This window comes from Burkholderia sp. Bp9090 (assembly GCF_003857985.1).
GTDB lineage: Bacteria > Pseudomonadota > Gammaproteobacteria > Burkholderiales > Burkholderiaceae > Burkholderia.
The window spans coordinates 1-26233 of the sequence record NZ_QTPV01000058.1 but is presented as its reverse complement, the minus strand read 5'-3'; the positions used below and the strand labels follow the sequence as shown (position 1 = coordinate 26233).

23 protein-coding genes and 1 pseudogene are annotated in these 26233 nt (G+C 71.1%); 14 read left to right on the top strand and 10 right to left on the bottom strand.

What is annotated here, in order from left to right; translation table 11 throughout:
* Positions 1-30: 30 nt before the first annotated feature.
* The 4 genes from DIE16_RS33205 to DIE16_RS33190 all read right to left on the bottom strand — a co-directional run bounded on the left by DIE16_RS33205 (position 31) and on the right by DIE16_RS33190 (position 3041).
* Positions 31-852: a carbon-nitrogen hydrolase family protein gene (locus DIE16_RS33205; protein WP_124572164.1), complete on the bottom strand. Its 822-nt coding sequence runs from the start codon at positions 850-852 to the stop codon at positions 31-33.
* Between the two features lie 132 nt (positions 853-984).
* Entirely contained in the window at positions 985-1914 is a 930-nt protein-coding gene (locus DIE16_RS33200) for a phosphatidate cytidylyltransferase (RefSeq protein WP_044848429.1), read from the bottom strand.
* 36 nt (positions 1915-1950) lie between these two features.
* The gene (locus DIE16_RS33195) at positions 1951-2583 is read right to left on the bottom strand and encodes a lysophospholipid acyltransferase family protein (protein WP_124489497.1); all 633 of its coding nucleotides are present in this window, start codon (positions 2581-2583) and stop codon (positions 1951-1953) included.
* Complete coding sequence (locus tag DIE16_RS33190; RefSeq protein ID WP_260426331.1) at positions 2580-3041, bottom strand: hypothetical protein; 462 nt, start codon at positions 3039-3041, stop codon at positions 2580-2582. The genes DIE16_RS33195 and DIE16_RS33190 overlap by 4 nt, the downstream gene beginning before the upstream one ends.
* On the opposite strand from DIE16_RS33190, the gene DIE16_RS33185 reads away from it, so the two are divergent.
* From DIE16_RS33185 to DIE16_RS33180, 3 genes and pseudogenes are all read left to right on the top strand, one after another.
* Complete coding sequence (locus DIE16_RS33185) at positions 3026-3631, top strand: CDP-alcohol phosphatidyltransferase family protein (RefSeq protein ID WP_044848430.1); 606 nt, start codon at positions 3026-3028, stop codon at positions 3629-3631. The two genes, DIE16_RS33190 and DIE16_RS33185, sit on opposite strands and share 16 nt — an antisense overlap.
* Before the next feature lie 78 nt (positions 3632-3709).
* Positions 3710-4015, top strand: coding sequence for a hypothetical protein (locus DIE16_RS36845; protein WP_185702681.1), 306 nt, complete (start codon positions 3710-3712; stop codon positions 4013-4015).
* Positions 3919-4173, top strand: a pseudogene (locus tag DIE16_RS33180) (class I SAM-dependent methyltransferase family protein); the annotation flags it as partial. The gene DIE16_RS36845 and the pseudogene DIE16_RS33180, both read left to right, overlap by 97 nt.
* Before the next feature lie 138 nt (positions 4174-4311).
* Here the strand turns inward: DIE16_RS33180 and DIE16_RS33175 are convergent.
* Entirely contained in the window at positions 4312-5334 is a 1023-nt protein-coding gene (locus DIE16_RS33175; protein ID WP_124894207.1) for a sensor domain-containing diguanylate cyclase, read from the bottom strand.
* Positions 5335-5845: 511 nt separating this feature from the next.
* Here DIE16_RS33175 and bcsB point away from each other — a divergent pair.
* The 9 genes from bcsB to DIE16_RS33130 are packed head-to-tail and all read left to right on the top strand — an operon-like array spanning position 5846 to position 20635.
* Positions 5846-8191 carry a cellulose biosynthesis cyclic di-GMP-binding regulatory protein BcsB gene (gene bcsB, locus DIE16_RS33170; RefSeq protein WP_124894206.1) on the top strand — a complete coding sequence of 782 codons (2346 nt, stop codon included), beginning with the start codon at positions 5846-5848 and terminating at the stop codon, positions 8189-8191.
* Between the two features lie 6 nt (positions 8192-8197).
* Entirely contained in the window at positions 8198-9427 is a 1230-nt protein-coding gene (bcsZ, locus tag DIE16_RS33165) for a cellulose synthase complex periplasmic endoglucanase BcsZ (RefSeq protein WP_124894211.1), read from the top strand.
* Positions 9412-13341, top strand: a complete 3930-nt coding sequence (locus tag DIE16_RS33160; protein WP_124894205.1) for a cellulose synthase subunit BcsC-related outer membrane protein — start codon at positions 9412-9414, stop codon at positions 13339-13341. Before bcsZ ends, DIE16_RS33160 begins: the two co-directional genes overlap by 16 nt.
* Before the next feature lie 8 nt (positions 13342-13349).
* Complete coding sequence (gene bcsE / locus DIE16_RS33155) at positions 13350-15350, top strand: cellulose biosynthesis protein BcsE (RefSeq protein WP_124894204.1); 2001 nt, start codon at positions 13350-13352, stop codon at positions 15348-15350.
* Entirely contained in the window at positions 15347-15556 is a 210-nt protein-coding gene (locus tag DIE16_RS33150; protein WP_044846132.1) for a hypothetical protein, read from the top strand. Before bcsE ends, DIE16_RS33150 begins: the two co-directional genes overlap by 4 nt.
* A complete protein-coding gene (gene bcsQ / locus DIE16_RS33145; protein ID WP_044846131.1) occupies positions 15553-16341 on the top strand; it encodes a cellulose biosynthesis protein BcsQ in 789 nt (262 codons plus the stop codon). The genes DIE16_RS33150 and bcsQ overlap by 4 nt, the downstream gene beginning before the upstream one ends.
* Positions 16338-18875 (top strand): UDP-forming cellulose synthase catalytic subunit, encoded by a 2538-nt coding sequence (gene bcsA, locus DIE16_RS33140; RefSeq protein WP_124894203.1) that lies wholly within the window; start codon positions 16338-16340, stop codon positions 18873-18875. Before bcsQ ends, bcsA begins: the two co-directional genes overlap by 4 nt.
* Before the next feature lie 27 nt (positions 18876-18902).
* Entirely contained in the window at positions 18903-20459 is a 1557-nt protein-coding gene (gene bcsG / locus DIE16_RS33135) for a cellulose biosynthesis protein BcsG (RefSeq protein ID WP_124572225.1), read from the top strand.
* Positions 20441-20635 (top strand): hypothetical protein, encoded by a 195-nt coding sequence (locus DIE16_RS33130; RefSeq protein ID WP_124489487.1) that lies wholly within the window; start codon positions 20441-20443, stop codon positions 20633-20635. The genes bcsG and DIE16_RS33130 overlap by 19 nt, the downstream gene beginning before the upstream one ends.
* A 71-nt stretch (positions 20636-20706) precedes the next feature.
* Here the strand turns inward: DIE16_RS33130 and DIE16_RS33125 are convergent, their stop codons facing one another.
* From DIE16_RS33125 to DIE16_RS33110, 4 genes are all read right to left on the bottom strand, one after another.
* Entirely contained in the window at positions 20707-21591 is an 885-nt protein-coding gene (locus DIE16_RS33125) for a pirin family protein (protein ID WP_124894202.1), read from the bottom strand.
* A 24-nt stretch (positions 21592-21615) separates the two neighbouring features.
* The gene (locus tag DIE16_RS33120; protein ID WP_124894201.1) at positions 21616-22008 is read right to left on the bottom strand and encodes an OsmC family protein; all 393 of its coding nucleotides are present in this window, start codon (positions 22006-22008) and stop codon (positions 21616-21618) included.
* Positions 22009-22069: 61 nt separating this feature from the next.
* Positions 22070-23650, bottom strand: a complete 1581-nt coding sequence (locus DIE16_RS33115) for a sodium:proton antiporter (protein WP_124489485.1) — start codon at positions 23648-23650, stop codon at positions 22070-22072.
* Positions 23651-23660: 10 nt separating this feature from the next.
* Positions 23661-23921: a XapX domain-containing protein gene (locus tag DIE16_RS33110; protein WP_044846125.1), complete on the bottom strand. Its 261-nt coding sequence runs from the start codon at positions 23919-23921 to the stop codon at positions 23661-23663.
* Positions 23922-24204: 283 nt separating this feature from the next.
* On the opposite strand from DIE16_RS33110, the gene DIE16_RS33105 reads away from it, so the two are divergent.
* Positions 24205-24891, top strand: a complete 687-nt coding sequence (locus DIE16_RS33105) for a hydrolase (protein WP_124489484.1) — start codon at positions 24205-24207, stop codon at positions 24889-24891.
* Between the two features lie 19 nt (positions 24892-24910).
* On the opposite strand, the gene DIE16_RS33100 is transcribed toward DIE16_RS33105, so the two are convergent.
* Complete coding sequence (locus tag DIE16_RS33100; RefSeq protein WP_124489483.1) at positions 24911-25834, bottom strand: LysR family transcriptional regulator; 924 nt, start codon at positions 25832-25834, stop codon at positions 24911-24913.
* A 120-nt stretch (positions 25835-25954) separates the two neighbouring features.
* Between DIE16_RS33100 and DIE16_RS33095 the strand changes: the two genes are divergently transcribed.
* Positions 25955-26122 carry a DUF1427 family protein gene (locus tag DIE16_RS33095; RefSeq protein WP_044846122.1) on the top strand — a complete coding sequence of 56 codons (168 nt, stop codon included), beginning with the start codon at positions 25955-25957 and terminating at the stop codon, positions 26120-26122.
* Positions 26123-26233 lie beyond the last annotated feature (111 nt).

The window sequence follows — 26233 nt, the reverse complement described above, 5'->3', positions numbered from 1 at the left end:
AACCGGCCGCGTTCGCCGCCAGGTTCATGCTCACGGAATCAACCACTCGCGACGCCCGTCCGCGTGCTCGATGCGTTCGCCCGCGATGTGCAGGCGCTGATCCGCACGATAGTCGTAGACCGCGCGCGACGCGGCGACCTGGTCGAGATCGAGTTCGACCGTGTGGCGCGATTCGCCGTTGCCGGCCTCGAAGATCAGGTTGCCGAACGGATCGGCCGCGAGGCTGCCGCCCGCGAACACGACGTCGTGCGCACCTGCGCCGACGCGGTTCGCGACGACCGCGAACACCTGGTTTTCCATCGCGCGGGCCGAGACCGACATGCGATGCACCTGACGGTACGGCTCCATGTTGCCGTCGGTCACGAGGATCAGCTGCGTGCCGAGCGCCGCAAGCGCGCGGCCGGTTTCCGGAAATTCGCTGTCGTAGCAGATCAAGAGGCCGATCCGCACGCCGCGCCATTCGACGCTCGCGTAGCGGTCGCCGGGCAGCACGACGTCGCGCTCGCTCAGCCACAGATGCGTCTTGCGATAGCGCAGCGCGATGCCGTCCGGCGTGACGAACACGGTCGTGTTGTAGAAGCGCCCGCCGTCGTTCTCGATCAGCCCGGCCACCACCGCGACGTTGCGCGCCCGTGCGGCCGCGATCACCGCGCCGATGCTCGGACCGTCGAGCGGCTCGGCCACGCGCGCGAGATTCGACGGATCGAGAAAGCCGGTGAGCTGCGCTTCCGGAAACATCACGATGTCGGTGCCGGGCGCGCAGCTCGCGATGGCGTCGAGCGTGCGCCGCAGGTTGTACGGTGTGTCGCCGTCGCGGCCGGCCAACTGCACGATGTCGAGTTTCAGTTTCATGGGCGGGTTCGGTGGCAGTGGCTCGTCGCGCGATGCGGCGCAAGGGTGGGGATGAGCGTCAGTATGCGCCGAACGCGCCGGTTTCCCATCCCGCCGACGCGTTAGCGCTTGCGATGCCGCGCCGCCCGCGCATCACACGTACAGGTAGCGCACGAGGTGGAAGAACACCGGCGCCGCGAAGCAGACCGAGTCGACGCGATCGAGCATCCCGCCGTGGCCCGCGATCATCGACCCCCAGTCCTTGGTGCCGAGCGAGCGCTTCACGGCCGACAGCACGAGGCCGCCGACGAAGCCCGCGATCACGATCGCGAGCGAGATCCCGAACGCCGCGCCGAAGCTGAACGGCGTCACGCGATACAGCGATGCGCCGCACAGCGTCGCGAGCAGGCCGCCGCCGACGAAGCCTTCGACCGTCTTCGACGGCGACAGCTGCGGCGCGATCTTGCGGCGCCCGCACAGCTTGCCGACCACGTACTGCAGCACGTCGCTGATCTGCACGACGAACAGGAAGAAGAACAGCAGCAGCGCGTTCTGCCCGGCGTAGCGCGGAATGTCGAGGATCAGCACGGCCGGCGCGTGGCTCAGCCCGTACACGCACACCATCAGCGCCCAGTTGATCTTCGCGTTGCGGCTCAGGAATTCGCGCGTGTCCTGCGTGAGCGCGGACACCAGCGACATCGCGAAGAACAGGTGCACCGGCACGAAGATCGAATACATCCCGTACCAGTTGATCCCGAGCAGCAGGTACTGCACCGGAATCGCGACGAAGAACGCGATGAAGAGCGTCGTATGGTCGCTCGCGGTCGTCGGCGTGAGCGTGATGAACTCGCGCAGCGTCAGGTACGACAGCAGCGCGAACACCAGATACGTGACGTTGTTGCCGAGGCTGATCGCGATGACCATGATTGCGATCATCGCCCACCACGCGCGGATGCGCTGGTTCAGGTTGACGATGGTCGCGCTCGCGCCGCCGCTGCGCGCGCCGAGGATCGCGCCGATCACGGTCGCGAGCACCAGCACGCCGGTGACGCCCGCGACCAGTTCCCAGAAGAGAGTTCGCATGAAGAGGTCCGGAAAAGGGAGAGGAGGGCGCCGCGTTCAGCCGGCCGGCCGCTGCGGCGGCGCGAGCGCGACGATCGCGTCGCGCATGCGGGCGAGGAAGGTCGGCTTGTCTTCGCCGGCGCCGAGCGCGTCGTTCGCGCCGAAGTGCACCTTGCAGATCAGCGGCACGGGCCAGATCGCGCCCTTCGGCATGATGCGCTGCAGGTTCTCGAGATAGACCGGCGCGAGCGCGACGTTCGGAAACTCGGTCGCGAGATGGAACAGGCCGCTCTTGAACGGCTGCGGCAACACGTCGGCGCCGCGCGTGCCTTCCGGGAAGATGATGATCGAGTGGCCTTGCCGCAACGCATCGCGCACCGGGTCCAACGGGTCGCCGCCGCTCTCGCGGTGACGGTCGATCAGCACGACGTTCAGCAGCTTCTGCGCGATGTGGCGCTTCAGGTCGCCGCTGTCCCAGTAATCGCGCGCGGCGACGGGCCGCACGACCGCGCGCACGTCGCGCGGCAGCGCGGCGAGGATCGCGAGCGTGTCGATGTGGCTCGTGTGGTTCGAGAAGTAGATCTTCTGCGTCGGGGAAGGCGGCGCCTGATGCCAGACCGGATACGCGCCGGCGACGAGCCGCACGATCGACAGCAGGAAATCGCGCTGCCAGATGTTCAGGATGTTCATCGGCGCCGCGCCTCCTGCGTGCATGCCCGCGCGGCCGCGCGGGCGCGGCGGGCGGAATCCCGGAATGCCGGCGCGGCAGGATGCGCGCCGGACGGCCATTGTTCAAGTTTTTTCAAATTCGTGGCTGCCTGTCGCAGGGCCGCGATCATCGGACGATGCGCCGGCAGAGTTGCGTTGCGGCGAATGCGCCGTTCGACGGCGTGATAATCGGCTGTTGCACGAGCGCCCGGCGACAGTTCGAGTGAATTGCTGCGCTCACGGGCCAGCGGATTATCGCGAGTTTCCGTCGAAAACGCCAGATTGCCCGGCGCGGCGCGCGGCTTGACGCGTCGGGGCCGCTCGGCGACGATTACGACCACCTGTCGAAAGCCGCCGCCGGCGGTTGCGCCGCCCGGGGCATGGCGGCGACGAACGTATCCGAACGTGCCGAACCAATAAAACGATGAGCCTTTACGCACTCAAACCGAAATTCCAGAACCGTCTGCGTCCGTTCGCGGATTCGCTTGCCGAGCGCGGCGTCACGGCCAACCAGGTCACGCTGTTCGCGGCCGGCGGCTCGATCGTCGTCGGCGCGCTCGCGGGGCTCGGCGTGTTCGCCCGCGTGCTGTTCCTGCTGATTCCGATCTGGCTGTTCGTGCGGATGGCGCTCAACGCGATCGACGGCATGCTCGCCCGCGAGCACGGGCAGAAGAGCACGCTCGGCGCGTACCTGAACGAGCTCGGCGACATCGTGTCCGATGTCGCGCTCGTGCTGCCGTTCCTCGCGATTCCCGCGTTCGCGCCGGCAGATGTCTGGCTGTTCGCGCTGACGGCGATCATCGTCGAATGCGCGGGGCTGATCGGCCCGCTCGCCGGTGCGACGCGCCGCTACGACGGCCCGTTCGGCAAGAGCGACCGCGCGCTCGCGCTCGGGGCGTTCGCGCTGTGGATCGGCTTCGGCCTGCCGGTCGGCGGTGTCGCCGCGTGGCTGTGGCGCGTGCTGATCGTGCTGTCGATCGTGACGGTGGTGCGGCGCGTGCAGGCGGGCGTCGCCGAAGCGGGTGGCTGACGGCTGCTGGCGGCCATAGCGGGACCGGCGCCGGAGGGCGGCGCCGCATGATTCGAATAACGAAACGAGAGAGATCGCATGAGCGCACGCACGGCCCGCGAGGCCGGCTTCGTCACGCACGACGGCGACACGCTGTTCTACCGTCACTGGCCCGCGACGGGCCCGCGCTGCCGCGGTGCGATCGTGCTGCTGCATCGAGGCCACGAACATTCGGCGCGCGTCGCGCACCTCGTCGACTCGGCGAGCGTGACCGCGCGCAGGCGCTCGCGCCGCTGCGTGCGTTCGAGCTGCGCGGGCTCGCACAGGCGGTGCCGCCCGGCGGCTATCTCGTCTGCACCGGACAGCCGTGGCATCCGCAGCTGGAATTCATCGCGCGTGCGCTGAACAATCATCGCGGCGAGGCGACCTGGGTGATGCGCCGCCGCTCGCAGGCCGGGATGGACGAACTCGTCGCGCGCGCGGGCTTTCGCAAGCTCGACCAGCGGATCGACGAGCTGGGCATCTTCACGGTCGGCCTCGCGCAGCGGGTCGACGCGTCATGAGCGCGCTCGGGTTGTGTCGGGCCGGCGTGCTGGTCGCGATCGTGCAGTGGATCGTGGTCGGGGCGGCGATCGCGGTGCCGCAGTCCGGTCAGCCGTGCGTGAGCGGCCCGGCTGGCCGAACGGGCCGGGCGTCGCACGTCACGCGTGGCATGCCCGCTGCGTCCGCGTGCGCTTCACCTCGTACATCGCCTGGTCCGCATGCTCGATCAGCGCGTTCATGTCGGTGCCGTCTTCGGGCAGCATCGCGACGCCGACACTGACGCCGAGCCGCAGCGGCTGCCCCTCGAACTCGAACGGTTCGGCGACCTGCCGGGCGAGCCGTGCGCGTTGTGCGTCGATGTCGTCGCGGCTGCCGACGTTCGGCAGGATCACCGCGAACTCGTCGCCGCCCACCCGCGCGACCGTATCCGAGCGCCGCACGGCGCCCAGCATCCGCGTGGCGGCCTCGCGCAGCGCGGCGTCGCCCGCGCGGTGGCCGTAGCCGTCGTTGATCGGCTTGAGCCCGTCCATGTCGATGTTGAGGATGCCGAGCCGGCCGTTCGCGCGCAGCGCCGTGTGCATCGACTGGCGCAGGCGGTCGTAGAACAGCGCGCGGTTCGGCAGGCCGGTGAGCGCGTCGTGCGTCGCGCGCAGGTACAGCTCGTTCGCCTCGTTGCGCGCCGCGTGGAACATCGCCGCGGCGATCAGCTCGGCCGTGAGCCGCAGCGTGCCGGCGTCGGCGGCCGAGAAGCCGTCGACCTCCGGCGACATCACCTTCAGCACGCCGACCGTCGTGTCCGCATGGGTGAGCGGCATCACCAGCATCGAGCGCAGCCCGACGCGGCGGCAGGCATCGCGATCGACGCGCGGGTCGGTTTCCGAATCCGTGCAGCGCAGCAATTCGCCGCGCGTCACGCACAGGCCCGACAGGCTGCCCGAGCGGCGCAACCGCAGCCCGAGCATCCCGGCGGCGGAACCCGACGCGGCGCGGTACACCATGTCGTCGCCTTCGGCGAATTCGACCGCCGCGCCGCTCGCGCCCGTGAGTTGCGGCACCTGCTCGGTCACATAAGCCATCACGCTGCCGAGGTCGAGGCCGAGTTTCGCGATCTCGGTCTGCGTGGCGATGATGCGCAACAGCGTGTCGGGGGACGGGGTGGCGGTGTCGACGATTTGATCCAAGTCAGTTTTCCATGAAGAAAGCCCGGCACGCGGCGCCGGCTTGCGGTAGCATACGCGCCGCCCACGCGGCAGCGCGTTCCGGGCGGCCCGCAAGGGGTCGCATCCGGCATCCGGTATCCGGACGGTTCGCCGGCGCGACGGTTCGCCGATCCGGCAGCGTCGGCAGTATGCCGATCGGTCCGGCCGGCAGCAACGGCGTAATTCTTGCCATTCAATCGCCGCGCGCAGCATTTCCGACCGTATTGAGTTGTTTTTCGCTTCGTCAGCGCGAATCAGGGTGAGTTTTGTCCTGATTTTGAGATAGTGTGACGAATGTGCGAGCGCCGGTGCCAGGCGCGCACCGTCCGATGGACCGGCAGCGGAAGAATGCGCCGCGTCGTTTCAATACATGCATTCAGGCCAGACTTTGAGGGGAAGCAGTGGGGATGTGCACTCACGGGCATAGCTGCTTTGGGCGCGTCGACAGCGGCGCGCTTGATCACCGGACGACCACGACGATGCGGTGCCGCGCATGAAGCCGGCCGTGTCGCTGTTCGTCCTGTCGCTCGCCACGTTCGGCGCGTTTCATGCGGCCGCGCTGTCGGCCGCGCCGATGCCGGCCGCGTCGGCATCCGTTTCGGCGGCCGCTTCGGCGTCCGCCGGCAGCCCGGCCACGCCTGCGCTTGCCAACGGCGCGGCCGCATCGAGCGCATCGGCCGCATCGAGCGCCGCCGGCGCGACGCCCGCCGGCCTGCCGGCGACGACCGTGCACCTGCCGTTCGCGTCGCTCGGCGCGTTCGATCCGGTGCACCTGCGCGGCGCCGACGATGCGCGCACGATCCATGCGGGCGTGCGGCTCGACCGCGTGGTCACCGGCGCGCGGCTGCGCCTGACCTATGCGTATTCGCCGTCGCTCGTGTTCCCGATGTCGCACCTGAAGGTTTCGGTGAACGACGAGGTGGTCGCGACCGTCCCGTTCGACGCGACGCGCGCGGGCCGCACGGTCACGCAGGACATCCCGATCGATCCGCGCTACTTCTCCGATTTCAACCAGATCGGCCTGCGCCTGATCGCGCACTACTCGCTCGATCACTGCGAGGACCCGTCGAGCTCGGCGCTGTGGGCCGACGTGAGCCCGACGAGCGAGCTGATCCTCGACGAGTCGCCGGTGCGCCTGCCGAACGATCTCGCGCTGCTGCCCGCGCCGTTCTTCGACCGGCGCGACAACGGGCGCTTGCGGCTGCCGTTCGTGCTGCCGGCGTCGCCCGACTCGGCGACGCTGCGCAGTGCCGGCGTGCTCGCGTCGTGGTTCGGCGCGCAGGCCGACTACCGGCAGGCGCGCTTCCCGGTCGCGGCGACGCTGCCGGCCGACGACCAGGCGGTGGTGGTCGGCACGGCCGCGACCTTGCCGGCCGGCCTCGCGCTGCCGTCGGTCAACGGCCCGCTGCTCGCCGTCGCCGACAACCCGGCCGCGCCGGGCCGCAAGCTGCTGGTCGTGACGGGCCGCACGGCAGCCGAGGTCGACGATGCGGTCGCGGCGCTCGTGCTCGGCCGCGCGGCGCTGTCGGGCCCGGCGGCGACGGTCGCGCACGTCGATCTCGGCGCGCCGCGCAAGCCGTACGACGCCCCGCGCTGGCTGCCGGTGAACCGGCCGATCGCGTTCCGCGAACTGGTGTCGGATCCGCGCGAACTCGAAGTGCGCGGCACGTCGCCGGACGCGATCCGGCTGAACCTGCGGGTGCCGGCCGACCTGCATTCGTGGAACGGCTCGGGCGTGCCGATCACGCTGCGCTACCGCTACACGGCGCCGACCGTGCAGGACAACTCGACGCTCGCCGTCGAGATCAACGAACAGCTCGTGAAGTCGTACCGCCTCGGGCCGGCCCATGCCGAAGACGCGCGCGGGCGCATGCAACTGCCGCTGCTGGCGGTGCCGGAAGGGCGCGTGACGAGCGATGTCGACATCCCGGCGTTCCGCGTCGGCAGCGGCAACCAGCTGCAGTTCCGCTTCACGCTCGATTCGCAGAAGACGGGGCTCTGCTCGAGCACCGCGACCGAGCCGCAGCGCGCGGCGATCGATCCCGATTCGACGATCGACTTCTCGCACTTCGTCCACTACGCGCAGTTGCCGAACCTCGCATTCTTCGCGAACAGCGGCTTCCCGTTCACGCGCTTCGCCGACCTGTCGCAGACGGCGGTCGTGATCCCGGACCGGCCGTCGCCGCAGGAGCTGGAAGCCTACCTGACGATGCTCGGCCACATGGGGCAGTGGACCGGCTTCCCGGCGCTGCGCGTGCAGGTCGCGCGGCCCGGCGACGTCACCGCGCTGGCGGGCCGCAAGGACCTGCTCGTGATCGACGGCTCGCCCGCGTCGCCGCTGCTGTCGCACTGGCGCGCGGCGCTGCCGCTGGCGATCGACCAGCAGGCCGGCACGGGCGCGACGCGTGTCGCGTTCTCGGTGAAGGAGCGCTGGCGCAATGGCGTCGGCATGGCGGACGGTGGCGCGCATATCGAACAGACGGGCGCGCTCGCCGCGCTCGCCGGGTTCGAACTGCCGGGCAGCCACGGCCGCAGCGTCGTCGCGCTGACCGCGACCGACCAGACGCGCCTGGCCGACCTGCTGGACGTCTTCGAAAAGCCGGGCCTCGTGTCGCAACTGCAGGGCGACCTCGCGCTGGTGCGGCCGGGACAGGTCGACAGCCTGCGCGTCGGCGATCCGTACGTGGTCGGTTTCGTGCCGTGGTATGCGCGCGTCTGGACGCAGGCGGCGCGGTACCCGGTGGCGCTCGGCGTGGTCGGCGTCGTCGCGGGGCTGTTGCTCGCGCTCGGCGTGTTCAGCGTGCTGCAGAAAATCGCCGCGCGCCGCCGGGGGATGTAACGGATGATGGCTTGGGCATTCGCAAGGCGACGGGCAGCGCGGCCGGCGCGGCGGGGCGGCACGACGCTCGTGCTGGCCGTCGCGGCGGCGTGCGCAGCGGCCGGGGTAGCCGGGACGGCCGGGCGCGCGCATGCGGCGCAAGGCGGTGCGGCCGACGTGCGGTGCGGCGCGGCGTGGCCGCGCTGGGACGCGTTCAAGCGCGATTTCGTGTCGGCCGACGGCCGCGTGATCGACGTCGGCTCGGCCGATTCGCGCACGGTATCGGAGGGGCAGGCGTATGGACTGTTCTTCGCGCTCGTCGCGAACGACCGACGCACGTTCGACACGATCCTCGCATGGACCGAGAACAACCTCGCACAGGGCGACCTGAGCGCCCGGCTGCCGGCGTGGCTGTGGGGCCGCGCGCCGGACGGCACGTGGCGCGTGCTCGATGCGAACGCGGCGTCGGATGCCGATCTCTGGATCGCCTACACGCTCGTCGAAGCCGGGCGGCTGTGGCACGAGCGCAGCTACACCGCGCGCGGCGCGCTGCTCGCGAAGCGCGTGCTCGACGACGAGACGGCCAGCGTGCCGGGCCTCGGCCTCACGCTGCTGCCCGGGCCGACCGGGTTCAAGCTGGCCGATGGCCAATGGCGCGTGAACCCGAGCTATTCGCCGCCGCAGGTGATCCGCGGGCTCGCCGCGCGCCTGCCCGACGAGCGCCGCTGGGCCGCGCTCGCGGCCAGTACCGGCCGCGTGCTGCTCGACACCGCGCCGAAGGGCTTCTCGCCGGACTGGGCGTTGTATCGCGCGGGCGCGGGCTTCGGCCCCGATCCCCAGACCCATGCGGAAAGCGCGTACAACGCGATCCGCGTGTACCTGTGGGCCGGCATGCTCGATCGCGCCGATCCGCTCGCCGCGCCGCTGCTCGCGCGCTTCGCGCCGTTCGCCGACCATATCGCCGCGCATGGCGCGCCGCCGGAGAAGGTCGACACGACGACCGGCGTCGCGGGGCCGAACGACGGCAATGGCGGCTTCTCCGCGGCGGCCGTGCCGTTCCTCGACGCGCGCGGCCAGCATGCGCTCGCCGATGCGCAGGCGGCCCGTGTCGATGCGCTCGCGCGCCAGGCGGCGCCCGGCTACTACACGAGCGTGCTGACGCTGTTCGGCCTGGGCTGGCGCGACGGCCGCTACCGGTTCGGCGCGGACGGGTCGCTCGCTGCGCGCTGGGAGGACCGTTCATGCGCGGCCCGATGAAGCGCACCGCACCGCGCGTCGCGGGGTTCGCGTGGCTCGCGTCGTCGGTCACGGCAGCGGCGCCGGCCGCCGTCGCCACACCCGCGCCCGTGTTGCCGAAAACCGTCGCGCCGAAGGCCATCTCGGCGCCGGCCACGACAGACCTGCCCGACGCGCAGCGGCAGCTCGCGACCGCCCGCATGTGGGGCGCGAAGCATCGCGACGACCTCGCGCGCGACGCGCTGCGCAAGGGGCTCCTGATCGCGCCGGACGATCCCGAACTGCTCGCGGAACAGATGCGGGTGCTGCTGCGCCTCGGCGACGCGCAAGGCGCGCAGGCCGCGCTGGCACGCCTGCAGGCCCGCGCGCCCGCGGCGCCCGGCACGCGGCGCGCGGCCGACGAATACCGCGTCGCGACGAGCGGGCGCGGCGAGATGGCGCAGATCCGCCTGCTCGCGCGCAGCGGTCGCGCCGACGAAGCGGCCCGGCGGATCGTCGCGCTGTTCCCGAACGGCGCGCCGTCCGGCGCGCTCGGCGCCGAGTACTACCAGATCGTCGCGAATGCGCCGGGTGGCCGCGAATCGGCGCTCGTCGCGTTGCGCCGCGCGGTCGCGGCCGACCCGCAGGACACGAGCGCGGCGCTCGCGCTCGCGCGGCTGCTGAACCAGCACGCCGACACGCGCGCGGAAGCGAACCGCATCGCATCGTCGCTCGCGAAGCGCGCCGATGCCGATCACACGGAAGCGATGGCCGTGTGGCGGCGCGTGCTGCAGTCCGCCGGCAGCGATCCCGCGTATCTCGATGCGCTGCATGCATATCTCGCGCTGGTGCCGGACGACACCGAATTCCGCGATCGCAGCGCCGAACTCGACCGGCAGCGCGACGCGCAGCGCCGGCTCGAGCGCGACCCCGACTACATCGCGCAGCAGCGCGGCTTGCAGGCGCTCGCGCGTGGCGACCTGGCCGGTGCCGATCCGCTGCTCGCGCGCGCCGCGCAGGCGCGCGCCGGCGACGCCGATGCGCTCGGCGGGCTCGGCCTGCTGCGCCTGCGCGAAGGCCGGCACGACGAAGCGCGTGCGCTGTTCACGCGCGCCGCGGCGCTGTCGACCGACCAGCGCGGCAAGTGGCAGAGCCTCGCGCGTACCGCGCAGTTCTGGGGGCTGCTCGCGCAAGGCCGCGCGGCGGCGTCGGCCGGGCGGCCGCAGGATGCCGAGCGCGCGGCGCGCGCCGCCCTCGCGATGCAGCCCGACAGCCCGGACGCGAAGCTGCAGCTCGCCGACGCGCTGCTCGCGCAGCGCGACTGGGCGCGCGCGGAGCCGTTGCTGCGCGAACTGCTGGCCGCACGTTCGCCGAACGTGTCGGCGGTGCGCGGCACGGCGATGCTGTACGAGAACACCGGCCGCGCGGACCGCGTCGGCCCGCTGCTCGACGCGCTGCAAGGCCGCGTGACGGGCAGCGACGATCGCCGCGCGCTCGACGGGCTGCGCGCCGACCTGCTCGCGAGCCAGGCGCGCGCGCTCGCGGACAAGGGCGAACGCGGGCCGGCCGTGCAACGCTACGAGGCGGCCGTGCGCGCGGCGCCCGACGCACCGTGGACGCGTTTCGCGCTCGCGCGGCTGTATCGCGACATGGGGCTGCCGCAGCTCGGCCGCACGGTAATGGATGATGGGCTTGCGCAAAGCGATACGCCCGAGATGCGCTATGCGACCGCGCTGTATCGCAACTCGCTCGACGACGTCGCCGGCGCGCAGGCCGCGCTCGCGGGTGTCGACGATGCGCAGCGCTCGGACGGCATGCGCGCGCTCGCCCGCAAGCTCGACGCGCAAAGCGCGCTGGGCGACGCGCGCGGCGCGCTCGGTCGCGGCGATCGCGCGGCGTTCGCCGCGTCGCTCGCGCATGCGCAGGCGAGCGCCCCGGACGATCCCGACATGCTGGCCGCGATCGGCGCGCAGTGGATCGACGCGGGCGAGCCCGAGCGCGGCCTCGCGCCGTTGCGCGACTGGATCGCCGCGCATCCGCGCGAGGCCGATCCCGACGTGCGGCTGCGCTACGGCGACCTGCTCGGCAGCGCGGGGCGCGACGACGCGCTCGCCGCGTGGCTCGACACGCTGCGCCGCGAACCGGCGCTGACGCCGGCACAGACCGCGCGCATCGAGGATCAGTCGCTGCGGCTCGTGCTGCGCCGGACGGACGACGCGATCGCGCAGCAGGACTATGCGCGCGCGCGCACGCTGCTCGATCGCGCGAGCCCGGCCGGCCGCGCGGACAAGCGCTACGCACTCGAGCTGGCCGATCTCGAACGCGCGCAAGGGCACTACGACGCGGCACGCCACGCGCTCGCGCCCGTTATCGCGCGCACGCCGGACGATGCCGACACGCAGCTCGCGCTCGCGCGCATCGACGAGGACAGCGGCCAGCGCGCGGCTGCGCTCGCGCGCGTGCAGGCCGTGCTGGCGCGCACGCCGGACGACGACGTCGATACGCGGCTGTCTGTCGTGCGCCGGCTGAACGCGCTGCGCCGCCCGGACGAAGCCGCGCAGGTGATCGACCCGCTGCAGGCCGCGTATCCGGCGCGCGCCGACGTGACGGTTGCCGCCGGGCGCGTGGCCGAGGCGCAGGGCCGCTACGACGATGCCGCGTCGCTGTACCGGCTGTCGCTGTCGCAGGAACGCACGAGCGGCGTGAGCCCGGGCCGCGACGGCCGCACGCCCGCGCAGGCCGCGTTCGCGGATCTCGAGCAGCGGCGCGATCCGGAGATCGAGATCGGCTGGCTGCCCGCATACAAGTCGGGCGACGAAGGGATTTCCGCGTACCGCGCGCAGCAGGTGCCGATCTACGCGCAGATGCCGGTGCGCTACGACGGGCACGCGTTCCTGCAGCTCGACACCGTGCATCTGGACGCCGGCACGCTCGATACGAGCGACCCGAACGCGTATTCGCTGAAGACTTTCGGCACCTACGGCGCGCTCAACGCGCTGGCCGGCTCGTCGCTGGCGCCGTTGAACCAGCAGGCCGCCGCGTTGATCGCGCATCCGCAGGGCGACCTGCACCAACCGATGACGGGCGTCGCGCTCGGCGCCGGCTATCGCACGGATGCGTGGCGCGTCGATCTCGGCACGTCGCCGCTCGGCTTCCCGGTGCATTACCTGGTCGGCGGCGTGCGCTACCGCTTCGACGCGGGCCCGGCGAGCTTCACCGTGAACGCGTCGCGCCGGCCGGAAACGAGCAGCGTGCTGTCGTATGCGGGGATGCGCGATCCGTGGACGGGCGCGGTGTGGGGCGGCGTGCGCCGCGACGGCGTGAACCTGCGCGCGGCGCTCGACGTCGGCCGCGTGAACCTGTTCGCGGAACTCGGCGCGGGCGTGCTGTCCGGCCGCAACGTCGAGCGCAACGCGGAAATCACGCTGCGCTCGGGCTTCACGGTGCCCGTGTACGAACGCGCGACGATGAAGGTGAGCACGGGGCTCGTCGGCAATGCGTGGCACTACGCGCAGAACCTGCGTTACTACACGTACGGGCAGGGCGGCTACTACAGCCCGCAGCGCTACCTGTCGCTCGGCGTGCCGCTCGAGTGGGCGGGGCGGCGCGACGCGCTGTCGTGGGACCTGACCGTCACGGGCGGGATCTCGAACAGCTACGAGAAGGACTCGCTGTTCTACCCGACCTTCGCGGACCAGCGCGCCGCGCAGGAGGCGGCGGGGCTCGTCTACGCGGGCAGTTCGACGCGCGGCGTGTCGTTTTCGTACGGCGTGAACGGCATCGTCGAGTATCGCGTGAATCCGCACCTGAGCGTCGGCGCGCAACTGCACGTCGACCGGTCGCACGACTACGCGCCGAGTTCGGCGCTCGTGTACCTGCGCTATGCGTTCGACGCACGCGCGGCGCGCAGCTGGCTCGTCACGCCGACGCCGGTGCGGCTTTATTCGGATTACTAGGGGAACGCGTGAATACGGAACTCGATGCAACCCGTCCCGCGCTCGGCGCCGCCGGCCTGCTGGGCCGCCTGCGCGCGCTGCTGCGCACCGGGCCGGCCGGCGGCCGCGCCGGCCCGCTGAGCCGGCTCGCGATCGACGGGCTGCCCGACACGTGGACGCAGCTGGAAGCGGGCGGCCTGTACGCGATCTATGCCGCCGCCGGCACGCCGGCGTGCGACGCGCTGGTGTGGGAAAGCGCGCGGCAGTCGCGCACGCGCGACGTGACGGTCGTGCTGTCGCGCGCCGCGGCGCACGTTGCCGCGCAACTGCAGGCGCGCGGTTTCTCGGGCGGCGCGCAGCCGGCCGGCTGGCCGCGCAACCTCAACGTGCTGGCGATGCCGCCCGCGCCCGCGGCGGCCGACGGCGATGCCGCGCGCGAGCCCGGTGCGCCGCGCCGTGCCGCGCCCGGTCCGTTCGCGCGGCTCACGGGCGGCTTGCGCGCGATGAAGCGCTACGGTTTTCGCGCTCGCTCGCTGTATTTCATCGAAGGCGCGCAACGCTGGTTCAGCTGGGACGATCCGACGGCGCTCGCGGAAGAAGCGCACGCGCTCGCCGACTGGTGCCGCACGCACCGGATCGCGCTGGTGCTGCTGGTCGATCCCGAGATCGTGCGCACCGGCGCCGATCCGGACACCGATGATCCGCCGCTCGTGCGCGACGCGAATCGCGCGCCGCGCAGCGGCTTTCACGGCGTGTGCGCGGGCGTCGCGCAGCTGCAGCGCACGCACGGCGAGCTGCTGTGGGTCGTCGATTTCTGGCGCGCGGGCGAGACGCTCGCGGCCGGCGAAGTGCGACCGCTGCGCTTCGCGCCGGGCGGCCGGCTCGCGGCGATCGTCGACGGCGCCGCCGCCGAACCGCTGCGCCGGATGAAGCTCGCGACCGACGAGGATCGCGTCGTCGTCAGCCGCGCGGTGCTCGACGAAGGCGGACGCGTGCCGGCCGACTGGGAAATCGTCGACGACAACGCGGCGGTCGTCGCGGCCTGCGCACGCGCGCAGGCCGCGACCGCGGTGCTGGCGTTCCGCTCGCATGCGCAGCTCGAGACGCTGTGCGCGGCCGTTCACACGCTGCGCCGGCAATGCGGCGGCGCGTTGAAGATCGCCGTGGTCGAGCGCGGCGAGGTGCTGCGCCAGCAGTTCGAGATGCTGGTGCTGAGCGTCGGCGCGAACCGCGTCGTCGCGCGCGACCTGCCGGTGACGCGGATGCACGCGGCCGTGCACGCGCTGCGCGGGCAGCTCTATGCGCGGCCCGTCGCGCCCGACTATCGCGCGGCGCTCGCGGCCGCGCTCGGCGATTCGGTGCTCGGCTACCTGCCGGTCGGCGCGTTCTGCCTGCGGATTCGCGCGGTGCTCGATCGCGGCGCCGTGCTCGCGCTGCCGCATACGCTCGCGAAGATCGCGCTGCTGCCCGGCGCGTCGCACGTCGATGCGCTGCGGCACTGCCGGCCGCGCCGCGCGGGCGACGTCGTGACAGCCGATGCCGGGCACCTGTACGTGTTCCTGTTCGCGTGCGAGCCGGCCGATGCCGAGGATGCGCTCGCGCGTATCTTCGACGTGCCGGTCGAGACGCTGTCCGATCGCGTCGTGTGTCTCGGGCAGGGCAGCATCGACACCGAGCTCGATGCGCTGAAGGCCGAGAACCGGCGCGCGCCGATCGCCGACTACAGCGACCTGTTCGCGACGGCGCAGCCGGCGGATGCGGCACGCGGGCCGGCCGAACGCGCGGCGGATGCCGCGGCGCGTGCCGAACCGGGCGCCGACGGCACCGTGGCCGGTGGGGCCGGCGTGGCCGCCGCGGGCGGTGTGGCCGACCGGCACGTCGATGCGCCGCCGCACGCGGTTCACGCCGACGATGCGACGCCGCTCGCCGACATGTCGGGCGATGCGCCGGCATTTCCTGCATTTCCCGTCGCGCACACGCGCGGCGCCATCCGCAGCGCGATGCCGCTGCGCAAGCCGGAGGGCGCATGATCGCCGAACTCGTCATCGGATTCATCGTCGGCATCGCGATCGCGGTGCCGGTGTGGCTCGTCGCGCAGCACCTGGGCCTCGGCCGCGGCTTTCATGCGCCGCGCGGGCTGCAGCGGCGCGACGCGGTGCCGTGCGAACTCGTGCCGGTCGCGCTGCGCGGGCGCCTGCTGCCCGATGCCGACCACGCCGGCGAGGCCGCGCCATGAAGACGATCGCCGTCACGTCGACGACCGGCGGCGCGGGCCGCACGACGCTCGCCGGCGCGCTCGCGGTGCTGCTCGCCCGTCGCGGCCGGCCGGTCGTCGCGGTCGAGTTCGACGCGCAGAACCTGATGGGCGCGACGCTCGGTCTCGACACGCTGGCCGAGCACGGGCTCGCGCACAGCCTGCTCGGTGACCCGGGTAACGCCGCGCCGTGGCACGCGCATACGTGGCGCAATGCCGACGGCGTGCTGTTCGTCCCGTACGGGCAGGTCGACGCGGCGGGCGCCGCCGCCTGCGATGCGCGGCTCGCGGCCGATCCGGCCTGGCTGTCGCGCGCGCTCGACGAGATCGCGCTGCCGCCTGACGGCGTCGTGCTGGTCGACACCGCGCGCTATCCGTCGCCGCAGGCCGAGCAGGCGATTCGCCGCGCGGACCTGACGCTCGTCGTCGTGCCGCCCGAACCGGCCGCGTGCGCGACCGTTGCCGCGCGCCTCGACGCGCTGCGGGCCGGCGGCGGCGACCTGCAGATCGTCGTGAACCGGCTGAACCCGGCGCGCGACATGCAGCGCGATGCGCTCGCGATGCTGCGCGCGGTCGCGGGACCGGCGTCGATGCTCGAGCAGCGGATTCACGTCGATGCGGCCGTGCCCGAAACGCTCGCACGCGGCAGCTGGATCTTCGACGACGCGCCGTATTCGCAGGCGTCGCACGACCTGAACGGCGTCGCGAACTGGGTCGACGCGTGGCTCGCGGCGGCCGCGGCCGGCCGCACGGGAGCGCGGCGATGAAGGCCGGGTTCGCGTCGCGCTGGCGCGCCGCGGCCCGGCACGCGACCGACTGGTGCGCGCGCGGAATCGGGCTGCCGGCCGAGCGCACGCTGCTCGACTGGCTCGTGCGGCTGTTCTTCCACGCGCCGCCGCCCGGCCGGCCCGATCCCGTGCGCCGCCGGGCACGCATCGCCTTCCTGTGGCTCGCGCGGGAGTGGGGCGTGCTGCAGCCGCTGAGCCCGCGCGAATGGCTGTGGCGCGCGATCGTGCGCGCGCCGCGCGCAGCCGATGGCCGGCCCGCGCGCGATCCGCTCGCGTGGTTCGACACGTTCGTCGTGCCGGCCTACGTCGCGGCGCGCGCGCTCGGCCGGCGCCTCGACGCGTTGCTCGCGCGTCTGCCGTGGGCGCGCTGGGGCGGCTGGCTCGACGCGCGCGCGCACGGCGTCGGCCGGCACCGCTGGCTCGCGCCGCTGCTGCTGATCGCCGGCGCGCTGATGTGGGCCGCGGCCGGGATGTCGCCGCTGATGCCCGGCGCGCAGTTCGCGTTCTTCGCGATCGTCGCGGTGCTGGCGCTCGCGCTGCGCCGCCTGCCGGGCCATCTGCCGACGCTTGCGCTCGCGTCGCTCGCGCTGCTCGCAACCGTCCGCTACGTGTGGTGGCGCACGACCCAGACACTCGATTTCCGCAGCCCCGTCGAGGCGTTCGCCGGCTACCTGCTGTACGGCGCCGAAGCCTATACGTGGATGATCCTGCTGCTCGGCTTCGTCCAGACCGCGTGGCCGCTCGACCGGCCGATCGTGCCGCTGCCCGACGACCCGGACACCTGGCCGAGCGTCGACGTCTACATCCCGACCTACAACGAACCGCTGTCGGTCGTGAAGCCGACCGTCTTCGCGTCGCAGAGCATCGACTGGCCGGCGGCCAAGCTGCGCGTGTACCTGCTCGACGACGGCCGGCGCCCCGAGTTCGAGGCGTTCGCGCGCGAGGCGGGGATCGGCTACCTGACGCGCGACGACAACCGCCACGCGAAGGCCGGCAACATCAACCGTGCGCTGCCGAAGACGCACGGCGAATACATCGCGATCTTCGACTGCGATCACGTGCCGACGCGCTCGTTCCTGCAGACCTCGATGGGCGTGTTCCTGCGCGACCCGAAATGCGCGCTGGTACAGACGCCGCACCATTTCTTCTCGCCCGATCCGTTCGAGCGCAACCTCGGCACGTTCCGCGAGATCCCGAACGAGGGCAACCTGTTCTACGGGCTCGTGCAGTCGGGCAACGACCTGTGGAACGCGACGTTCTTCTGCGGGTCGTGCGCGGTGCTCAAGCGCACCGCGCTGGAGGAGGTGGGCGGCGTCGCGGTCGAGACCGTGACCGAGGACGCGCACACCGCGCTCAAGCTGCACCGCCGCGGCTACACGTCGGCTTACCTGCCGACCGTGCAGGCGGCCGGCCTCGCGACCGAGAGCCTCGCCGGCCACGTGAAGCAGCGCACGCGCTGGGCGCGCGGGATGGCGCAGATCTTCCGCATCGACAATCCGTTCCTCGGGCGCGGGCTCGGCTTCATCCAGCGGATCTGCTACGGCAACGCGATGCTGCATTTCTTCTACGGGATCCCGCGGCTCGTGTTCCTGACGATCCCGCTCGCGTACCTGTTCTTCCACCTGTACTTCATCAATGCGTCGTCGGTCGCGCTCGCGAGCTACGTGATCCCGTACCTGGTGCTCGCGAACGTCGCGAACTCGCGGATGCAGGGGCGCTATCGCCACTCGTTCTGGGCCGAGGTCTACGAATCGGTGCTCGCGTGGTACATCGCGCTGCCGACCACCGTCGCGTTCTTCAGCCCGCAGCACGGCAAGTTCAACGTGACCGACAAGGGCGGCAAGATCGACGAAGGCTACGTCGACTGGTCGACCTCGAAGCCGTACCTCGTGCTGTTCGCGCTGAACGTGCTCGCGATCGCGGCCGGCCTGTGGCGGCTCGTGGCCGACCAGGGCGACGAGGCGTCGACGATCCTGATCACGCTCGGCTGGACCGTCTACAACCTCGCGATGCTCGGCGCGGCCATGGCCGTCGCGCGCGAGACCAAGCAGGTGCGCGTCACGCACCGGATCGCGATGCGCGTGCCGGCGACGCTGCTGCTCGCCGACGGCTCGACTGCCGCATGCTTCACGAGCGACTACTCGACCGGCGGCCTCGGCCTCGAAGCGGTGCCGGGGCTGCCGCTCGCGGTCGGCGACACGCTGACGGTATGCGTGACGCGCGGCGACCGGCCGTTCCCGTTCCCGGTGCGCGTGAGCCGCGTGACGCCGACCCACGTCGGCGTGAGCTTCGAGGCGCTGACGCTCGAGCAGGAGCGCCAGCTCGTGCAGTGCACGTTCGGCCGCGCGGACGCGTGGCTCGACTGGCACGCGAGCGCGCGCGCGGACACGCCGCTGCGCGGGCTGAAGGAAGTGCTGCGCGTGGGCCTGGACGGTTACGTACGGATGTGGAAAGGTGCGGCGCGCGGCGTGCAGTCGATGCTGGCACCGAAGCTCGATCGGGCGCGCGACTGACGCGGCGCCCATCACGGAGTGGTTTAGATGACGTTCTGGAATCTGTATTTCATCCTGAAGTTCGCGCTGTTCGCGACCGGCCACCTGCAGCCGCTGTGGCTCGCGAACCTCGCGTTCGCGCTGGCGCTCGCGGCGAGCGCGCCGATCCGGGCGCGCGTGTGGCGCATCGTGCGGCAGCTCGCCGCGCTCGCGATCGCGGTGCCGCTCCTTGCGCGCGAGCTGCATGCGCCGCCGCTCGCGCGCCTTGTCGATGCCGCGCGCGAGGTCAGCACGTTCCGCCTCGACTACTGGATGGAGCTGCTGCCGCGCCTGTTGCCGCCGCTGCTGGTGCTGACCGTGGCGGGCGTGCTGATCGTCTATTTCATCGTCAACCGCTGGGTGCGCGTCGCGACCTTCGTGCTCGCCGCGCTGGTCGTGATGCCGCTGTGGCAGGCCGGCAACGGGCTGATGGCGCGCGTCGTCGCGCCGCTCCCGCAGCAGCAGGCCGACGCCACGGGCGGGCGCGCCGGCCAGCCCGAGGACCACAACGCGGCGCTCGCGACGTTCCGCGCGCAGGAGTCGCAGCGGCAGGTCGCGTTCGGCCATCTCGGCAACGATCCGGCCGCGCAGTTCGACGTGATCGTGCTGCACGTGTGCTCGCTGTCGTGGGACGACCTCGATGCCGCGAAGGTGCGCAATCACCCGATGCTGAGCCACTTCGACTACCTGTTCAACAACTTCAGCACGGCGGCGAGCTACAGCGGCCCGGCCGCGATCCGCGTGCTGCGCGCGAGTTGCGGGCAGGAAGCGCACGCGGACCTGTACAAGCCCGCGCCGCAGCAGTGCCACCTGTTTTCGCAACTCGCGTCCGCCGGCTACACGGTGCAGTCGCTGCTGAACCACGACGGGCACTTCGACAACTTCCTGCAGGTCGTTCACGACAACATCGGCGTGCCCGACGCGCCGATGATCTCGAACGCCGCCGCCCCGGTCGCGATGCATGCGTTCGACGGCTCCGCGATCAAGGACGACTACGGCACGCTCGCGAACTGGTACGCGCAGCGCGCGTCGGTGCCGGGCCCGGTCGCGCTGTACTACAACACGATCAGCCTGCACGACGGCAACCGCGTGGTGGGCAGCTCGCTCACCAGCATCGATTCGTATCCGCAGCGCGTGACCCGGATGATGAACGACTTCGACCGGCTCGCCGACCTGATCGCGCAGTCGGGACGGCGCGCGGTGATCGTGTTCGTGCCCGAGCACGGCGCCGCGCTGCGCGGCGACAAGAACCAGGTGGCCGGCCTGCGCGAGATCCCGACGCCGCGCGTCGTCCACGGGCCGGTCGGCGTGCGGCTCGTCGGCTTCACCGGCAATCACGGCACGACGACCGTGATCGACCAGCCGACGAGCTTCCTCGCGCTCGCGCAGCTGCTGTCGAACCTCGTGTCGAACAGCCCGTTCAAGCCGGGCGCGACGCTTGCGCAATATGCCGCCGATCTGCCGCGCACGCGGATGGTCGGCGAGAACGAAGGCACGGTGACGCTGCAGACGAGCACCGGCTATGCGGTGAAGACTCCGGACGGCGTATGGATCGACGAACAGTAAACATCGGCGAAGGCGACGACGATCGCCTGTCGCAACCGAACGACGTGCTCGGCCTCGCGCGGCACCTGCCCGCGCTGGATCCGGCCCGCTACGTCGACGAGCAGGCACGGCGCGCATTCGTCGAATCGCTCGAGCGCTGGCCCGTGCTCGCGAAGCTGATGGGATTGAAGCGGTAAACGCAAGGCGGCCGGCGTGAATGCCGGCCGCGCTGCATCGATGCGCCGACCGCTATCGGCTCACCGCGGGCTCACTGCGTGCGGCGCTCCGGCTGGCGCGTCCATTCGTTTTCCTCGCCCGGCACCTTGCCGAAGGTCTGCGCGGCCCACGCGTGGCGGGCCGCCTCGATCTTCGCGCGCTCGCTCGACACGAAATTCCATTCGATGAACCGCTCGCCCGGCAGGTGCGCGCCGCCGAGCAGCATCACGCGCGCGCCGTTCGCGCTGGCGAGCGCGACGTTCGTGCCGGGTTCGAGCACGGCCATCGTCGCGGGGGCGAGCGGCGTGCCGTCGATCGTGAGGTCGCCGTCGACGAGATACACGCCGCGCTCGTCGTGTTCCGCGTCGAGCGCGAGCTGCCCGCCCGCTGCGAATTCAGCATACGCATAGAGCGTCGGCGAGAACACCGCGACCGGCGACGTGAGCCCGAACGCGGTGTCCGCGATCACGCGCACGTGCGCGCCGTCGCGCGTGAACGACGGCAGCGTGTCGGCCGCGTGATGCACGAACGCGGGCGTGGTGTCCTCGTGCTCGACCGGCAGCGCGACCCAGGTCTGGATCCCGTGCACCGGCTGTTCATGCGGGCGGTCCTCGTCGGGCGAACGCTCCGAGTGGACGATGCCGCGCCCGGCCGTCATCCAGTTCACGTCGCCGGGCACGATCTTCCGCCGGAAGCCGAGGCTGTCGTGATGCATCAGCGTGCCGTCGAACAGGTAGGTGACGGTCGCGAGGCCGATGTGCGGATGCGGCAGCACGTCGATGCCGCTGCCGGCCGGCAGCACGGCCGGCCCCATCTCGTCGAAGAAGATGAACGGGCCGACGAGGCGCGCGGCGCGCGCGGGCAGCACGCGGCGCACGACGAGGTTGCCGATGTCGCTCTCGCGCGGCGTGAGCAGGGTCTTGATCGATGCGGACATGGTGGGTCTCTCGTATCCGGTGGGTCAGGCGATGGCCGTATCGATCGTGATCGGGTGCGTGAGGATCTTGTGCACCGGGCACGCATTCGCGATCTGCAGCAGGCGTTCGCGCTGCTCGTCGGTCAGGTCGCCGTCGAGCGTGATGCGGCGCATGATCGTGCTGCCCGCGCCGCCCGATTCGTGCGCGAGCTTCACGTGCACTTCGGCGAGCGGCCAGCCCTTGCGTTGCGCGTACATCTTCAGCGTGATCGCGGTGCACGCGCCGAGGCTCGACAGCAGCAGCGCGACGGGCGTCGGCGCGGTATCGCCGCCGCCGAGCGACGCCGGTTCGTCGGCGCGCCACTGATGGACGCCGTCGGTGAAATGGACCAGGTAATCGACCGAGCCGATGCTCGCTTCGACGGACAGTTCGCTCATTGCAATTCCATGTGGGGAAAGGGAAGGCGGGCCGGCCGGGGAGGGCCGGGCAGGCCGGACGTTACGGTTCGAGCAGGCGCTGCAGCCGCAGTTCCTCGAAATCCAGCTCGGATTCTATGCGGTGCAGCACCGCGTCGTCGACCCGGCCGTCGCGATGCAGCTCGAGCAGCGCATCACGCGACACGCCGACCAGCTCGAGCTCGACGCGCAGCATCCGCGCGCGCACGTCCGCCGGTTCCGCGCCGTCGCGGTGCGCGCGTTCGTTGAACGCGACGCGGCTGCGGTATTCGGTCAGCAGCCGGTCGAGCGATGCGCGTTCGAGGCTCGTGCCGCGCTGCTCGCGCGCATCGAGTTCGGCGAGCGCCGCGCCGAACGTGTGGGCGCGCACGGCATGCTCGGACATCGTGCGCCGCGCGGCCGGGCGCAGCTTCAGCACGCGGATCAGCGGCGCGAGCGTGCCGCCTTGCACGACCAGCGTCGCGATGATCAGCAGGAACGTGCTGAACAGGATCAGGTCGCGCCCGGGGAAGTTGCCCGGCAGCGCGATCGCGGCCGCGAGGCTCACGACGCCGCGCATGCCGGACCAGCCGAGCACGACGGCCTCGCGCCACGACCACGGCGCATGGCCCGCGCGCGGCGCGCGCAGGCGGCCCGGCAGCCACATCGCGACGAACACCCACACGACGCGCGCGGCGATCGCGGCGGCGGTGGCCGGCAGCGCGACGCGCAGGCCGGCCATCAGCACCGCGCCTTCGTGGTTCACGCCGGCGAGGATCGCATGCAGCGCGAGGCCGATCAGGATGAACACGAGCGCGTCGAGCACGAACACGATCGCTTCCCAGGTCGCCTTCGCCTTGATCCGCATGTCGGCGCCGAACACGCGATGCTGGCGCACGCCGAGCACGAGGCCGCAGGTCACGACCGACAGCACGCCCGAACCGTGCACGGCTTCGGCGATCCCGTAGCTGCCCCACGCCATCGCGAAGGTCACGACGATCCCGAGCATCGGCTCGCGCAGGCGCTGCAGCACCCAGCACATCGCATGGCCGCACGCGAGGCCGACCGCGATGCCGATCAGCGTGAGCGAGAAGAACAGGCCGGTGGCGCTCGCGGTCGTGATCGTGACGGCGAGCGCGGCCGAGACGGCCATCTGATACAGCAGCAGGCCCGATGCATCGTTGACGAGGCTTTCGCCTTCGAGCACCGCGACGAGCCGCGCGGGCAGCGGGTGGCGCTGCAGGATCGCCTTCGCGGCGACCGCGTCGGGTGGCGACACGATCGCGCCGAGCGTGAAGCACGCGGCCCACGGCAGCGCCGGATTGGCCGCATGCACGGCGAGCGCGACCGCAACCGTCGTGAACACCACCGCGCCGAGCGCGAGCGACGCGATCGACGCGAGCTCGTGGCGGAATTCCTTCCACGCCGTATAGAAGCCGCTCGACATCAGCAGCGGCGGCAGCACGGCCACGAGCAGCAGCGCCGGATCCATGTCGGGCGTGCGCTTGCCTGCGATGGCAACCACGCAGCCGCCGAGCAGCAGCACGACGGCCGGCGGGATCGACACGCGCTCCGCGAGCCAGGTGAGCGCGCCCGCGCCGCAGATCAACAGCAGCAGGTAGTGGAACAGCTCGACGTTGGTCATGAGTCTTGCATCACGACGGCTTGCGATCGTTCGCGGCGGCGCCCGGCAGCGCGCCGAACATGTGCTGGCTGCATTGTGCATCGCGCCACGCGGTATTCAGCCGGTAGCCGGCCAGCATCCGGCGCGCGAGCGGCAGGATCTGTTCGCCGGCCAGCATGCCGAGGAGGCCGACGAGCGCGATGATCGGCGGTGCCGGCGAATTCACGCCGAGCGCACCGTAGATGACGCCGGCGAGGATGCCTGCGAACAGCGACAGAAAATACGGCTTCATGATGAAAACCTCTCGTGATAGGCTGATCGGGGGCGAAGGGCGCGCCTTCAACGTGCTGGAAGCGTATCGGGTTTACGTGTGGAACAAAAGGGCGGACAGCCGTTGGAGAGCCCCCTCTTTCGGAATTCGATCGATTCCATTTCTTGGATGTTCGAGCCGCGGCTTTTCCGATTAAATGGCTGCAACCGGAAGACGCAGATCCGGGGTAACGCACAGTCGGCTCCTCTCGGTTTCCGATCGAGGCAAGCCTTAAACGTTTCCTGTCCAAAGGATGATACGCGCCATGAGCAACCCGAAGCTTGAAGTCCTCACCCCCCAGAACAGCCAGCTGATCTTCATCGACCAGCAGCCGCAGATGGCATTCGGCGTGCAGTCGATCGATCGCCAGACGTTGAAGAACAACGTCGTCGGGCTCGCCAAGGCCGCGAAAGCATTCAACATCCCGACCACGATCACGACCGTCGAAAGCGACAGCTTCTCGGGTTACACCTATCCCGAACTGCTCGACGTGTTCCCGAACCAGAAGACGCTCGAACGTACGTCGATGAACTCGTGGGACGACCAGAAGGTGCGCGACGCGCTGGCTGCGAACGGCCGCAAGAAGGTGGTCGTCTCCGGCCTGTGGACCGAAGTCTGCAACACGACGTTCGCGCTCTGCGCGATGCTCGAAGGCGACTACGAGATCTACATGGTCGCCGACGCATCGGGCGGCACGTCGAAGGATGCGCACGACTTCGCGATGCAGCGGATGATCCAGGCCGGCGTCGTGCCCGTCACCTGGCAGCAGGTCGCGCTCGAGTGGCAGCGCGACTGGGCGCGCCGCGATACCTACGACGCCGTGATGGCGATCGCGAAGGAGCATTCGGGCGCGTACGGGATGGGCGTCGACTACGCGTACACGATGGTCCACAAGGCGGCACAGCGCACCGCGACGCCGCACGAGTCGATCCCGGCCGTGCCGGCGAAGTAACGGGTCGCGGGCCGCCCGCTCAGACGGGCGGCAGTGCCCACGGCGCGTGCGACAGATGTTCGACGAGGAACTCGAGCAGCGCCGTCACGCGCGCGGCACGCAGCATGCCGGGCGGTGTGACGAGGTTGACGTTGAGGTCCGGAATTTTCCAGTCGTGCATCACTTCCTCGAGCGCACCGCTTTGCAGTTCATTCCATACCAGGAACGCCGGCTGCAGTGCGATACCGTGGCCGGCGATCAGCGCGGGACAGAGGACGTCGGCGTTGTTCGCACGGATGCGCCCGCGCACCGGCACGCCGAATTCGTCGCCCGACGTCGTATGGCGAAAGCGCCAGTATTCGGGCGTCGGGATGTTCGTGTAGGTCAGGCACACGTGCTGGTCGAGTTCGCTCGGATGGGTCGGCCGGCCGTGCCGGTCCAGATACGCGGGCGACGCGACGAGCGGCCGGCGTACCGCGCACAGGCGGCGTGCGCGCAGCGACGAATCGCTCAGTTCGGCGATCCGGATCGCGACGTCGAAGCCGCCGGACACGATGTCGACGAAGTTGTCGGTGAGCACGAGGTCGACGTCGACGCGCGGATAGCGTTCGAGAAACGCGGGCAGCAGCGGCGCGAGATTGCACAGGCCGTAGGACATCGGTGCGTTCACGCGCACGAGGCCGTGCGGTTCGAGCGCGTGTGCGGATGCCTCGTCCTCGATCAGTTCGGCGTCGGCGAGCAGCCGGATCGCACGATCGCGCAGCAGTTCGCCGGTCGGTGTGAGCGACAGCTTGCGCGACGTACGGTACAGCAGCATCGCGCCGAGGCGCTTTTCGAGTCGCGCGATCGCTTTCGACACGGTCGGTTGCGTGATGCCGAGCAGGTCGGCGGCCTTGGCGAACGAACCGGTCTCCGCGACCCGCGCGAAGATGGCCCAGGCTTCGAGGTCGGGCAGATGTTGCATGGCTGGAAAGCGTGGCGGCGAAGTGAAGCGGACGGGACGGCAGCGGATCGGGCCGCAGGCGCACGGCGCCCGGCCCCCGGGCGGTAATGCGGCACATTCTAATTCAGTCGGGAGGGACGTATGGAATCGTATCTGGTTTCATTGGGCGCCGGCGTGCTGGTCGGCGTCGTGTACAGCGTGATCAAGGTGCGCTCGCCCGCACCGCCGCTGATCGCGCTGGTCGGGCTGGCCGGCATGCTGATCGGCGTGGCGGCCGTTGCACCGGTCCGTCACTGGCTCGGTTTCTGATTGCATCGAGGACATATTGATGAGCGTACCCGACACTCAACCGGATCTGATCCTCCACAACGGACGATTCACGACCCTCGACCGCGCGAACCCCGTCGCGACTTCCGTCGC